At 70.2% G+C, this 13,221-nt stretch carries 10 protein-coding genes and 1 riboswitch; of the genes, 7 read left to right on the top strand and 3 right to left on the bottom strand.

Features of this window, described 5'->3' with window-relative positions; all coding sequences use genetic code 11:
* Positions 1 to 336: 336 nt before the first annotated feature.
* The 3 genes from ACJ73U_RS13260 to ACJ73U_RS13250 all read left to right on the top strand — a co-directional run bounded on the left by ACJ73U_RS13260 (position 337) and on the right by ACJ73U_RS13250 (position 2,896).
* Positions 337 to 1,077, top strand: coding sequence for an alpha/beta hydrolase (locus ACJ73U_RS13260; protein WP_407777892.1), 741 nt, complete (start codon positions 337 to 339; stop codon positions 1,075 to 1,077).
* Between the two features lie 130 nt (positions 1,078 to 1,207).
* Positions 1,208 to 1,335: riboswitch (FMN riboswitch) on the top strand.
* A gap of 15 nt (positions 1,336 to 1,350) precedes the next feature.
* Positions 1,351 to 1,986: a nicotinamide riboside transporter PnuC gene (locus ACJ73U_RS13255; protein WP_407777891.1), complete on the top strand. Its 636-nt coding sequence runs from the start codon at positions 1,351 to 1,353 to the stop codon at positions 1,984 to 1,986.
* 49 nt (positions 1,987 to 2,035) lie between these two features.
* On the top strand, positions 2,036 to 2,896 hold the full coding sequence (locus ACJ73U_RS13250; protein ID WP_407777890.1) for a hypothetical protein: 861 nt from the start codon (positions 2,036 to 2,038) through the stop codon (positions 2,894 to 2,896).
* Here the strand turns inward: ACJ73U_RS13250 and ACJ73U_RS13245 are convergent.
* The gene (locus tag ACJ73U_RS13245) at positions 2,887 to 3,198 is read right to left on the bottom strand and encodes a nuclear transport factor 2 family protein (protein WP_407777889.1); all 312 of its coding nucleotides are present in this window, start codon (positions 3,196 to 3,198) and stop codon (positions 2,887 to 2,889) included. The two genes, ACJ73U_RS13250 and ACJ73U_RS13245, sit on opposite strands and share 10 nt — an antisense overlap.
* 207 nt (positions 3,199 to 3,405) lie before the next feature.
* Positions 3,406 to 4,335, bottom strand: a complete 930-nt coding sequence (locus tag ACJ73U_RS13240; RefSeq protein WP_407777888.1) for a hypothetical protein — start codon at positions 4,333 to 4,335, stop codon at positions 3,406 to 3,408.
* A gap of 159 nt (positions 4,336 to 4,494) precedes the next feature.
* On the opposite strand from ACJ73U_RS13240, the gene ACJ73U_RS13235 reads away from it, so the two are divergent.
* Positions 4,495 to 5,658, top strand: coding sequence for an ISAs1 family transposase (locus ACJ73U_RS13235; protein WP_407777887.1), 1,164 nt, complete (start codon positions 4,495 to 4,497; stop codon positions 5,656 to 5,658).
* Between the two features lie 1,153 nt (positions 5,659 to 6,811).
* Entirely contained in the window at positions 6,812 to 7,774 is a 963-nt protein-coding gene (locus ACJ73U_RS13230; RefSeq protein WP_407777886.1) for a hypothetical protein, read from the top strand.
* A gap of 8 nt (positions 7,775 to 7,782) precedes the next feature.
* Here the strand turns inward: ACJ73U_RS13230 and ACJ73U_RS13225 are convergent, their stop codons facing one another.
* Positions 7,783 to 9,036, bottom strand: a complete 1,254-nt coding sequence (locus ACJ73U_RS13225; protein ID WP_407777885.1) for a lipase/acyltransferase domain-containing protein — start codon at positions 9,034 to 9,036, stop codon at positions 7,783 to 7,785.
* Positions 9,037 to 9,254: 218 nt separating this feature from the next.
* Here ACJ73U_RS13225 and ACJ73U_RS13220 point away from each other — a divergent pair, with 218 nt between their 5' ends.
* Both ACJ73U_RS13220 and ACJ73U_RS13215 read left to right on the top strand, forming a co-directional pair.
* Positions 9,255 to 12,602, top strand: a complete 3,348-nt coding sequence (locus ACJ73U_RS13220; RefSeq protein WP_407777884.1) for a S8 family serine peptidase — start codon at positions 9,255 to 9,257, stop codon at positions 12,600 to 12,602.
* A 95-nt stretch (positions 12,603 to 12,697) separates the two neighbouring features.
* Positions 12,698 to 13,051, top strand: coding sequence for a DNA polymerase ligase N-terminal domain-containing protein (locus ACJ73U_RS13215; RefSeq protein WP_407777883.1), 354 nt, complete (start codon positions 12,698 to 12,700; stop codon positions 13,049 to 13,051).
* Positions 13,052 to 13,221 lie beyond the last annotated feature (170 nt).

Here is a 13,221-nt window from a genome sequence, read left to right as displayed (position 1 = left end):
GCCTTGGCCAGCCGACGACCCGAGCCGTCCATCACCTCCACATCGTGATGAGCCTCAGCCCAGTCATCTCCCACGAACAGCCTCAACGGTCCTCCCGATCCCGATCACCCTGAGCAGCCAGCGGGAGAACCATCAGCGACCTAATCAAGCAGTGCTCACGCCACCAACACGCGCGGCACGACATCCCAGCAGCGATCAACTCTCCCGACCAACCGGCAGGGGCACGGTCTTTCGTCAGGACTCAACGTCCAGGAACACCGAGTGCTCACCTACCGGGTGACTACCAACCAGGAGTCTGCCGGATGGCACACTCCCAGAACTGATTAGGCAACACTCATGCAGTTCACCGCGCGGACATCGGCGAACGGTGTCATCGAACGCGACTTCACCGTCGGCGAGGTGCCCGGCGTGCTCTGGTCGCCCGCCTCCGGCGCCGACCGCTCACCCCTCGTCCTGCTGTGCCACGGCGGCGGCACGCACAAGAGGGCACCGGGGATGGCGGGCCGCGCCCACCTCCTCGTGCGGGACGGCGGTTTCCGGGTCGTCACCCTCGACGCCCCCGGCCACGCCGACCGACCCCGCACGGCGACCGACGAGCGGGAGGTCGCCGCTCTGTCGCGGGCCCAGGCGGCGGGCGAGCCGGTCGGTCCGATCGTCACCCGGTACAACGCCGACATCGCCGCACGTGCCGTACCGGAGTGGCGGGCGGTCCTGGACGCGCTCCAGGAGCTGCCGGAGATCGGCGCCGACGGCCCGGTCGGCTACTACGGCATCAACATGGGCACCGCGATCGGCATACCGCTGATCGCGGCCGAACCCAGGATCACCGCCGCGGCCCTCGGCCAGTTCTGGCCCGAGCCGGTGCTCGAGACGGCCCGGCGGATCACCATCCCGATCGAGTTCGCCCTCCAGTGGGACGACGAACACATCCCGCGCGAGGCCGGCCTCGCGCGGTTCGACGCCTTCGCCTCGAAGGAGAAGACGTTGCACGCCAACGCCGGCGCGCACAAGGAGCTCCCGAGGTTCGAGGCCGCCAGCGCGGTCCGGTTCTTCGCCCGGCACCTCGTGCCGGCCTGACGCGGCGGGGCCGGCGACCGGGTTCACGGCCGGTCGCCGGCACCACCGGCTGCCGGGGTGCACGCGCCCGTCGGTGGGGTTGGTCACAAGCTGCTGCCGGCGGTTTCGGGACGGGTGCAGGGTGGTGGTGACGCGTGTTCCGGGGTCGGTGGAAATCCGAGCCGGCGGTACAGCCCGCGACCCGCCCGCACCCGTGGGTGGTTGACCCGGTGGGATTCCGGGGCCGACGGTCATAGTCCGGATGGGAGGAGCACGCGGGCGGAGAGGTTTCTCGTGCACGTGTTGCTGGACAACGGAATTCCGTTCCTCGGGCAGACCATGTCCTACGCCGAGATGATCGGTCAGGTGTTCGCGATCGCGGTGGTGTTCCTCGCCCGTGCGCGCACGCTGTGGACGTGGCCGGTGCAGCTGGTGTCGGTGGCGCTGCTGTTCGGCGTCTACACCTCCGCCCACCTCGGCGGGCTGGCCGTGCGGCAGGTCATCGTCGGCGTGATCGCGGTCTACGGCTGGTGGGCGTGGATCCGCCGGCGCGACCCGGTCCTCGGGGTGGAGGTGCGGACCGGCACCACCCGCGAACGGCTGGCCGCCGCGGCCGCGTTCGTGGCCGGGACCGTGGCGTTCGCGCTGGTCCTGGACGCGTTCGACGCGTCGTGGGCGCCGTGGCCGGACGCCGCGATCTTCGTCGGCACCGCCCTGGCGTTCCTCCTGCAGAGCCTGGGCCTGGTCGAGTTCTGGGTGGTGTGGCTGGTGGTCGACGCGATCGGCGTGCCGCTGCAGATCTCCTCACACCTGTACTTCAGCGCGCTCGTGTACGTGGTGTTCGCCGCGCTCGTGGTGAACGGGCTGTGGACGTGGCGCCAGGCCGCGCGCCGGCGGCCGGGGGCGGTCGCGGTGGGTTCGACGGCCTGAGCGCGGCCGTGGCCTGGTGCGTCGCGGCGGGCCACGGTACAACCAGAGGGTGTCCACGCACCGAGACCCGCACAGCACGGTCATGCGTGAGCTGCTGGTGCGCTACCTCGACGCGTGGACACCGGCCGTGCTGCGCTCCCACCGGCGCGCCACCTACATCGAGGCGGGCGACCTCGCCGCGGCCGCGCTGCGGGTGTTCGCCGAGTTCGCCGACCGGCTCGCCGGCCACCACCTGGACGTCGTGCTGGTGGGAGGGTCCCCCGTCCTCCGGGAGGGGGGCGAGCCGCACGGGCTGTCGCTGCGGTCGGTCGAGGACCCGGCGAGCCTGACGGTGCGCGGCCCGGTGCTGGCCCACGTCGACGTCACCGCCGGCAGCGCGCTCACCGAGCCGGACGTGTGGCGGCTGGTCACGTCGTTGGCGCCGGAGGTGCTGCTCACCCTGCCACCGGCCCCGGCCGAACAGGTCACCGCCTACCGGACGCGGCTGCGGTCGGCGGGCCTGACCTACGCGCTCACCGTGGAACTGACCGACGACGAGGGGCACGCGCGGCTGCTGGTGTTCGCCACCGCGGAGGTCAAGCACCTCACGACGTTCAAGAACGAGCTGTGGGCCGCCGACGAGTTCGCGGGCATCCGCTACCGCGACCCGCGGGACGCCGAGCACACCCTGGTCGACATCTCGCTGCGCCCGCAACTGCTGCCGCTGCGCCGCGCGTTGCTCGACCAGCTGGCGCGCCGCGGCAGCTGCACCGTCGCGGACCTGCAGAAGCACACGCTCCAGGAAACGATCTACCGCCCGGCGGACACCGTCGAGGTGCTGACGTCCGCGGCCGCGGCGGGCACGATCACCCGCGAGCCGCGCAAGGGCCGCCTCTCCCCACGCACGGTCGTCCACACCGGTCAGGCCTGACCGGTCTCGATGCGGCTGATCCGCTCGCCGTCGACCTCGAACCGCCAGAAGGTCGACATCTCGCCCCAGGTGTCGTTGCGGTAGCGCGCGAGCAGGCGCAGCCCGCCCTCCTGCTCGAGGTCGACGGTGAGGTGGCCGTTCGCGGAGAAGATCTCGCGGTCGACCCACTCACCGAGCGGCCGGGCACTGCCGTCGTCGGTGAGCGTCGCGTCGGGCGTCAACACCGCCATGAACGCGTCCCGGTCACCGCCGTTGATCGCGGCGACCAGTCTGCGCACCACCGGGTTGCTGGGTTCGTTCACGGGTCCTCCTGCCGAGCGGGCGCGCTGAGCTACGCGTTTGGCCTTTGTAGAGACTCTTCGTACCAGTCGCCGTCGTCCTTGTCGCCACCGTCCCCGTCGCCGCCGACAGGCGCTGCCGGCGTCGTCGGGATGGAGGCGTGTCGGTATGAGGTTGTTCTGGGCACAACGAGATCCTTTGCTCTCGGGTTGGCCGTCCTGGGGTCGTACTCACACGTCCGGGAGACCGAACAGCGGCGCGATCAGCTTGTAGAAGCACACTCCGAGCGTGACGAGCCACAGGAGGACGTGGAAAAGGACCTGGTACCGAATCCAGACCCGCACCCGTGTCCACCGTGAAACGGGGGCGGGTTCCTCCGCGGTCTCGGTCTCCGCCTCTTTCGCCGACGACACCACGGCCGAGAGCGGCAGGACGTGCGTCGTCGTGGTGGGGTCGCCGGTGTCGGTGCCTGTCGCCGCCGTGACGGGCACGACCGGCGAGGCGTCTGCGGGGGCGATAGCCCGCTGGGTGGGCAGGGGTCTCACCGTGGCACCGGGCTCGAAGTCGTGCTGGCCTCGCCGGACGGGTCCTGGCGCGACGGACGTCGGACCGCTGTCCCGGGTGGCGGGTTGCCGATGCGCTCCCGGCGGGCGGCTGCTCTTGCCGACGACCGCCAACTGCTCGCTGCCCGGCTTGGTGGGGACCAACTGCACATCGGACACCGCATGGTCAGGCCGCGCGGTGTCCGGGGCCAGCGACGCGAGCTGGCCTTTGAGCTGGTCTTTGAGCTGGTCGATCTGCCGGCTCTGATCGAGCACGGTGTTGATGAGGTGCAAGGCGACCGCTTCCTCGTCGCCGGCGCCCAGCGCACGGGAGAGCGCGGCAAGCGGTGGCACTCCCGCCGAGGTCGCCCGAAGTGCGTCCAACAACGCAACCGTCGACAGGTTGCCCACGACGTTCTTTTTCGGCGACAGCAGCGGAAAACGACGCTGCCCACTTTTCGCTCGGGGGTTGCGGGCTGAGCGCGTGTCGTTCTCGGCAGCACTCAGCGAGGTCGGCGCGCTGGCGCCGGCGCTCATCTGTTCGCGGATCACACCGGTGGACACGGTCGTTTCAAGATCGACTGTGAGGTGCCTGCTGGTCGACCACGTGTTGATCAAGTTCGGTGTGTCGTGGGGGTGAGATAGGTGAAGCTCCGGTAGGAGGAGATGTCCTCTCACAGACGTCTCGGTACCGGAGCTTCGGTGGTTCAGTCTGCCACGACCTGTTTTGGCGGGTCTGATCAGTGGTCGTTGTTGTCCTCGTGTGGCGTCTCATCGGTGGTGGTGGTCACTGGTCTGCTGGACCGTTTCGCCGAGGTTGGTGATCCGCGTCGGACTGGATGGGTGGATCATCCGGTGGCTGCGGTGTTGGCGTTGTGTGCGGGTGCGGTGGTGGCCGGGATGCGGTCGTTCACCGCGATCGCCGGGTGGGTCGCTGACGTGCCCGCAGATCTGCTGGCTGCGGTGTATGCCCGCTGTGGCGGGGATTCTCACCGATTACGGGCGCGATTACGGGCGCCGTCCAAGGGCACGATCTGGCGGGTGGTGACCGGCGTGGACGCGGCGGCGGTAGACGCCGCGATCGGCGCGTGGCTGCTCGATCGCGCAAGCGAGAACGACGGCGAGAATGATGCGGCCCAAGCCTGTGTCAGTGACGGGTTGGTGGCGTTGTCGGTGGATGGCAAGACGGTGCGTGGAGCCAAGGACGTCGAGGGGAATCAGGTCCACCTGCTCGCCGCGATGACCCATCAACAAGGTCTGGTGGTGGCCCAGACCGAGGTCGGTGCGAAGACCAACGAGATCCCGATGCTGCCCGTGCTGCTCGATGGTGTGGACATCACGGGCATGGTCATCCTCGCTGACGCCTTGCACACCCAGCGTGCCACCGCGACCTATCTGAATCAGCGGGGAGCCGAGTTCTGCTTCTGTGTCAAGGAAAACCAGCCGACCCTCTTCGCCGCGCTGGACACACTGCCCTGGACCGCAACACCCATCGCCTACCGCCAGGTCGATCGCGGCCACGGCAGGATCACCACCCGCACCATCCAGGTCCTGCCCGCACCCGAGGACCTTCCATTCCCGTATGTCGACCAGGTTTTCCTCATCGAGCGCTACATCCACAACCTGGACGGCACCCTGGCCTCGGCCGCCGCGGCGCTGGGCATCACCAGCCTCACCTCCGGCCGAGCCGGTGGCGAACACCTCGCCGGACTCGTCCGCCACCACTGGGGAATCGAGTCCCTGCACTGGCTCCGCGACACCCTCTACCGCGAAGACCACTCCACCATCCGCACCCGATCCGGGCCCAGAATCATGGCCGCGCTACGCAATCTCGCCATCGGCGCACTACGCCTGGCCGGACGCACCAACATCACCGAAGCCACCCGCTGGGCCAACCGCCGACCAGACCGGCCCTTCACCATCCTCGGAATCACAACATGATCTTGAAACGACCGTGCACCGGTGGACTGAAGTGACACGGGGCGCATCGGAACGGTGGGTTCCTTGGCCGCCGCCTTCTCGGCATCCTGGGCGCGTTTTGCCGCGGACCACCGCGGCTTCCATTCCTCGTCCCAGTTCGCACCCAGCTCCGTCACGATCGCGTTCGCGACGTCCTCGGTGGGGAGCATTCCGCCTCCCATTGCCCGGGAGACCGTGCTGTGTGAGTAGTTCAGTGTTTCGGCCAGCTTCCGCAGGGGCCGCTTTCCCGTCGCGAGCCACAGTTCGTGCATCTGCCAGGCGAATGCGCTGGCGGCACTCGCGCCTCGGTCGGGTAGCTTCTTGGTCGCCATGTCTCGCCGCGCCCGTCAGCCGTTCACCAGCTTAGACAACGGCGGCCTGCTGCCGCCTACAAGAAGGACAGTCGAATCCGTGCGGATAGGGGTCATCGCGCTTTTTGTTCCTCCCGTCTGGGAACACGCTCCTGGGCGAAAAGGCCGACGGCCAGGAAGAGTCACCCGAAGGAGCGGTAACTTCCGCGGGGGCCTGACCGACGAGCACAAGCATGGACCTCATGAGACCGCCGGGCAAAGGTCATTCTGGTCCGAAACCGAACTGACAACACCTGAGAAGGTCGTGCACCAGCCACGGGCGTGGTGCGAACGTCACCGGCGGTCTTCCGCACCATCCCGAATGGTGCGATTCATGACAGGAGTCATCACCCGATGTGCTCGCCTGCTTCCGGCATCACCGCTGATCACGCGCTGGTGCATGTGGTGCATGGTGCGGATTGGACGACAAGGGTTGATGGAATGCACTCCGAAGCGGGTTAATTGGTGAGTGGCTAAGTTCATCCATTCGGGTGGGGTGTGCCACTACGGGGTCGTCATCGCCGCCCGACGCTCCTGGGCGACAACCCACAGTGCGGGAGGTCCTCCGCGGTAACGGAGGACCTCCTCGCGAACTCACCGCAATCCACTTCCAACCACAGCTCACTCCCTCACCAGACCACTCCGATCCGGCCCGTCCTCGTAGGCAACGTCCTATGCACCAAGTCCGTACCGAACGCCGTGGCATGGGCATGCCCGCGGTGCTGGTCCGTCGTCTCTCCCTCGCGGTGGACGATCGTGACGGTGGGGCGCACTAGCATCGGGGCATGAGTGCTCCGCTGACCTTCGGGGTCTTCCCGCTGGGGATGGCCGGCGGCCCGGACGGGCTCGCCGTGGGGCCGCCGGATGACTTCGAGGCGATCGGGCGTGCGTTCGGTGAGCTGCAGGGGGACGGCGCGACCCTCCTGCCGCGCATGTACGTGGTCTGGACCGGGCCCGGGTCGACCGCGACGGCGCACGCGCAGGTGGCGCAGTTCGCCGGCATCGGGGTGCCGCTGGACATGGTGCTCTGCTACCGGGATCCCGGCGGCGACGTGCCGGCGTGGACCTCGTTCGTGGCGGAGGTCGTGAGGCGGCACGGGCGGGAGCTGGCCGCGCTGCAGGTCACCGGCGAGCCCAACCTGACCTGGGCCGGCGCCGCGGCGGACGGGGCGTTCCCCGGTGCGCGGGACGCCCTGGTCCGGGGTGTGCTGGCCGGTGCGGCGGCGAAGCGGGACACGGGTGCGACGGTGGCGATCGGGTTCGCGGTGGTCCCGGACCTCGATCCGGCGGCGAGTGGTTTCTGGGCCGCGGTGCGCGACACCGGCGGCGCGCGGTTCGCGGCGGCGCTCGACTACGCGGGCATCGACATCTACCCGGACGTGTTCGGACCGCGCCTGCGTCCGGCGGAACTGCCGGCGACCGTGGAGAAACTGCTGCGTGACTTCCGGGAGCGGGACCTGGCCACGGCGGGCATCCCGGCCGCGGTGCCCATCCGCGTCTGCGAGAACGGCTGGCCGACCGGCCCGGACCGGCCCGAGGAACAGCAGGCCGTCGTGTTGGAGACCGTCATCCGCACCGTGTACGCGCTGCGGACCGAGTTGAACATCACCCACTGGGAACTGTTCACCCTCCGCGACGCCGACAGCGCCAAAGCCGACATCTTTCACCAGTTCGGCGTCCTGCGCGACGACTACTCGCCGAAACCCGCGTTCCACACGCTGCGCCGGCTGATCGCGGAGCTCGGCTGACCCGACCCTCAGCCGCAGTGCGACGGGCGGCGGTTCAGTTCCGCGAGCAGCCGGGCGAGCAGGGCCGGGGTGCTGGGCAGCGAGAAGTGGTCGACGCCCGGGTTGTCGGTGAGGCTGAAGCGGTAGCAGGGCATCGCGCGCCAGGCCAGCACCGCGTTGTTCGTGATGTCCTCCTGGTTGGCGTCGCCGTCGCGGGTGAGGAACCGGTCGGGGGCGAGGACCTGGCCCGGGGTGAGGTCGGCCAGCCGGGCGCCGACGATCGTGGGCAGGCCGGAGCCCTTCTCGGCGGCGACGTCGACGTACGGGAACGAGCGCGGGTCGGTGAAGCGCACGAAGCCGAGGTAGTGGTCGGCGAGCTCGCGGGCGTAGGGCAGGTGGGCGTCGGCGAACAGCGCCCGGTAGTCCCGCGGTGTGTAGGCGCGGCCGGTCGCGGTGTTCTCGATCACGGTCTCCCGGTCGCCGAACACCGCCGGGTCCGAGGCGCTCATGTAGGTGGACGGCAGCGTCAGGTACATGCGCGCGCTCGTGACCGCGTTCGCCTTCGTGGTCGGGTAGCCGAAGTCCTGGATGTTCAGGCCGGTGAACAGCATCGAGTACAGCAGCCCCTGGCCGGGGAAGTTGCCGGCGATCGGGGTGAACCCGTGGATGTACCTGGCGCGCCACGCCCGCGAGGTGTGGGTCAGCAGGTACTGCGCGTACAGCGGGCCGTTGGAGTGCCCGACGAGGTGCACCGGCCGGTTCCCGTTGTCCCGGTAGGTGTCCTCGACGAGCCGCTTCGCGCGGGGCAGGAACCCGGCCATGTCCGGGGTGAGCCGGGCGTCGTAGCCGGCGACCCGCAGGTCGGCGTCCCGGACGTATCCGGCGGACTCCAGCGCCCGGTACAGCGGCTCGTAGAACGGCGCGCTCCGCGTCCGGCCGTAGTCGACGACCCGCACGGTCACCCCGCGCTGCTCGGCGAACCGCGCCGGCATCGGCCTGGCCGGGTTCGGGTCGTACCGCAGCGTCAGCAACCGGTCCTGGCACGTCTGGGGGAACGCGGCACTCGGGTGGTCGTTCTGGAACCAGTACTCGAAGCCGCCGGAACGCGGGCAGTCCGGCGCGACGGTCTGGTCGTGCACCGTCACCCGGAGCCTGGTCAGGTGATAGGCCGGGAACAGCACGACCGGGGTCCGTCCCGTCGCCGGGGCGGCCTGGGCCGCGGCGGGCAGGGCGGAGGCCACCGCCAGGACCGCGACGAGCAGCCCGCGCAACACGATCTTCATCCTCGCCTCCACCTCGCGCCGGCACAACCATCACCACCCTAGTCGCACCAGGCGGTCACCGGGCGCGACCGAAGAAGCCGGAATTGACGTGTGTTGGGGCGTTTTCGGCGATTGCCGTATTTATGGATTCCCCGCGGCATGTTGCGCCATCTGCGGTCTTGTGGAAACGGCGGCGAATAGCGATAGTCACGCCGTTGTTCATGAATTGTGGGGTACATATGCGGCATTCATTCCGATCCTCCTTCGCCATCGCCGTCGCGGTGGCCACCGCCGCGGCGGTCGCGACCGGGCCGACGGCCTCGGCGGCGCCGACGGCGAGCGGTGACTCGACACCGCGGGCGGTGATCGTGCTGCTCAAGGACCAACTGCCGGACACGCCGGCGACCAGGAGCGACTCGAGCACCCGCCGGAACCGCGCGACGAGCTCCCAGGACACCGTCCTCGGTCGGCTCGGCGGCGCCAGACCGACGAAGGTGAAGCACTTCACGCTCGGCAACGCCTTCGCGGCCACCGTCACGGCGGACCAGGCCGCCGCGCTGGCCCAGGACCCGGCCGTCGCCTCCGTGCTGCCGGACCGGGAGGTCACGCTGCCGGAGTCGACCGACCCCACGGCGGGCGCGCCCGGCGGTGCGGCCGGCCAGCCCGCGCCGACGCCGGGCTCCGCCGCCGAGGGCCAGATCTGCCCGACCGACCCAGCCCACCCGCTGCTCGAACCCGAGGCGCTGACCTCGATCCGCGCGGCGAGCACGAACGGGTCGCCCAGCGCGGCGGACCTCGCCAACGGGCACGGCGTGACGGTGGCCTTCCTCGCCGACAACATGGACCCGAACTACGCCGACTTCATCCGGCCCGACGGCTCGCACGTGTTCACCGACTTCAAGGACTTCTCCGGGGACGGTCCGAACACGACGGACAGCGGCGCCGAGGCGTTCGGTGACGCGTCCTCCATCGCGGCGCAGGGTGTCGTGGTGCACGACCTGTCCCAGTTCGTCAACCAGGCCCACCCGCTGCCACCAGGCTGCAACATCGTGGTGAAGGGCGTCGCACCGGGCGCGAACCTGGTCGGGCTCAACGTGTTCGGCTCGACCGCGACGAACTCCGCCGTGCTCCAGGCGATCGACTACGCGGTGACGGTCGACCACGTCGACGTGATCAACGAGTCGCTCGGCCTGAACGAGTACCCGGACCGCGGCTCGCGCGAGATGTTCCAGGCGTTCAACGACGCCGCCGTGCGGGCGGGCGTCACCGTCGTGTGCTCCACCGGCGACGCGGGCATCACCTCGACCATCGGCAGCCCGGCCACCGACGAGAACGTGATCTCCGCCGGCGCGACCACCGACAACCGGCTCTACGCGCAGACCACCTACGCCGCCTTCCCGTTCTCCAACGGCCGGTGGGTCAGCGACAACATCTCCGCACTGTCCTCCTCCGGCATCACCATGGCCGGCCGGACGATCGACCTCGTGGCGCCCGGCGAGGGCAACTGGGCCGACTGCTCCCCCGCCTACGACGAGTGCCGCAACTTCAGGTCGCCGCCGCAACCGACGGACCTCGAGTCCTTCGGCGGCACCAGCGAGTCCGCCCCGCTGACCGCGGCGACCGCCGCGCTGGTCATCCAGGCGTACCGGGGCAGCCACCACGGCAGGTCTCCGTCGCCCGCGTTGATCAAGCAGATCCTCACCAGCACCACCCGCGACCTCGGCCTGCCGGCCGACGAGCAGGGTGCCGGGCTGCTCGACGCCCGCGCCGCGGTCGAGGTCGCGGCCGGCGTGGGGTCCAACGTCGTGCTCTCCACCGACCAGGTCACCCTGCAGGGCGCGCCCGGCAGCACCAAGTCCGGCTCGGTGAAGGTGACGAACACCGGCGACCACGCGGTCACCGTCGACACCGGCGCCCGCACGTTCACCCCGCAGTCCTCGCAGCGGCAGACCGTGCAGTTCAACTCCAGCACGCTGCCGACGTTCACCTACTACAACGGCCAGCAGTGGGCGGTGGAGAAGGTCAACTTCACCGTGCCAGGCGGAGCCGACCGGCTCTTCGCCAGGATGGCGTGGCAGGGCAACCCCGCCGTCGTCCGCCTGACGCTGCTGGCGCCGGACGGCACGTTCATGGCCAACAGCCGCCCGCAGGGTGGCGCCGCCACGGCCAACTACGCCAACGTCGACGTCCGTTCGCCGAAGGCCGGGACCTGGACGGCGGTGCTGTACTCGCTGGCCGGACCGGGCGGGTACAACGGCCCGATCATCCTGGACACCAGCACGCAGCGGAGCACACCGTACGGCCGCACCTCGCCGGGGTCGGTCACGCTGCGGCCGGGACAGACCAAGGACGTGAGCTTCAGCCTGAGGACGCCGGACAGCGGCGGTGACGCCGACTACTCGGTCACCTTCGGCACGTCCGCCGGTCAGCACACGACGGTGTCCGCGGTGCTGCGCGCCCTGGTCCCGACGCCGGGCCGCTTCAGCGGCACGATCACCGGCGGCAACGCCCGCGCGGTGTCCCCGGCGCAGACGTTCAGCTACGAGTTCGACGTGCCGCGCGGCAAGAAGGACCTCGACATCGCGCTGACGCTGGCGGACCCGGGCACGCTGACCGACATCGTGCTGGTCGACCCGAACGGTGAGCTGGCCGACGTGAACAGCAACGTGTTCCTGACCTCGCCGACCACCATCGGCCAGGGCGGCACGGTGCAGGCGTTCGACGCGAACCCGCTGCCCGGCCGGTGGCACCTGGTGCTGGTCGTGCAGAACCCGGTGACCGGCCAGGAGATCGAGCAGCCGTTCCACGGCACGATCGCGTTCGACCAGCTGGCCGTGCACGCGAAGGGCCTGCCCTCGGGTGACCGACTGGCGGCCGGCAGGGCCGTGACCGTGCCGGTGACCGTGCGCAACACGGGTGTCGAGCCCATCGCGGTCGGGGTCGACCCGCGCACGAACCGGCAGCAGTCGGTGACGCCGGTGCCGATCCAGGGTGGCACCGAGGTGGACCTGCCGGAGGACCCGAGCACCGCGCCGGTGTACCTGGTCCCGCCGGACACCAGCCGGTTCACGGTCGCGACCAGCTCGACGGTGCCGGCACAGGTCGAGCTGCAGGGCTCCGCCGCGGGCTTCGACCTCTTCGGTGACCTCAAGGCGGCGCAGCACGGCGCCACCACGTCGGTCGCGACCGTCGGCGAGCGGGAAGGGTACGTCAGCAAGGGGATCTGGTTCGCCTCCGCGCAGGAGATCGGCCCCTTCGGCGACGAGGGCGCGCAGCCGGGGCACGTGACGTACACGGCGTCGATGCGCACGACCGGCTTCGACGCCTCGGTGACGTCGTCCACGGGTGACCCGTTCGACTTCGCGGTGGACCCGAACGGCACCGGCGGCACGCCGACGATCATCCAGCCGGGGCAGACCGCCACCATCCAAGTGACGATCACGCCGAGCGGGCACGCCGGCGACTCGGTCACAGGGCACCTCAACCTGGTGACCGTGCCGATCCTGCCGACCGGCGCCACGGCGCTGCCGTTCAACGGCACCGGCGAGGTGATCGCCGTCCTGCCGTACTCGTACCGGATCGGGTAACCGACCAGAACGACGGACGCCTCCCTCACCGCGTGAGGGAGGCGTCCGTCGTTCTGGCACGTCATACTGTCGTGGCTCGACCTCGGAGGGCTGACATGGCGGTGGACGCGCGACCGGCGTTCGTGCTGCACGAACACCACCGGCCGCGGCACCACTTCGACCTCCGCCTCGAGGAGAACGGCGTGCTGCGCTCCTGGGCGGTGCCCCGCGGCCTGCCGACCGGGCCGGGCGAGAACCGCCTCGCGATCGCGGTGCCCGACCACGACCTCGAGCACCTCACCTACACCGACGAGCACAAGTCGATCGCCGACATCGGCTGGTGGGAGGAGCACGACCGCACGGAGCGCCGCATCGTCCTCACGCTGCACGGCAGGCGGGACGCGGTGCGCTACGCCCTCGTCCACACCGGCCGCGACTGGCTCCTGCGCCGCACGAACGAACAGCCCTGACCGGCATCCCGAACCGCCGCCGCGGTACCAGCTGCGCCGCGGTGCCGGACCGCGAGCCGCTCGCGGACGGCGCGCCGGGACCACCGGTCACGCGCCGGCTGAGGCGGCGGGCCACTGTACGCTGCGGACGGTGATCCGGACGGGTGGACAGGGGGGCACACAGTGAGCGG

The sequence above is a fragment of the Actinophytocola sp. genome, from assembly GCF_045807065.1.
In the GTDB taxonomy this organism is placed as follows: domain Bacteria; phylum Actinomycetota; class Actinomycetes; order Mycobacteriales; family Pseudonocardiaceae; genus Actinophytocola.
The sequence above is the reverse complement of the archived record's forward strand: the minus strand, read 5'-3'. Positions and strand labels throughout refer to the sequence as shown.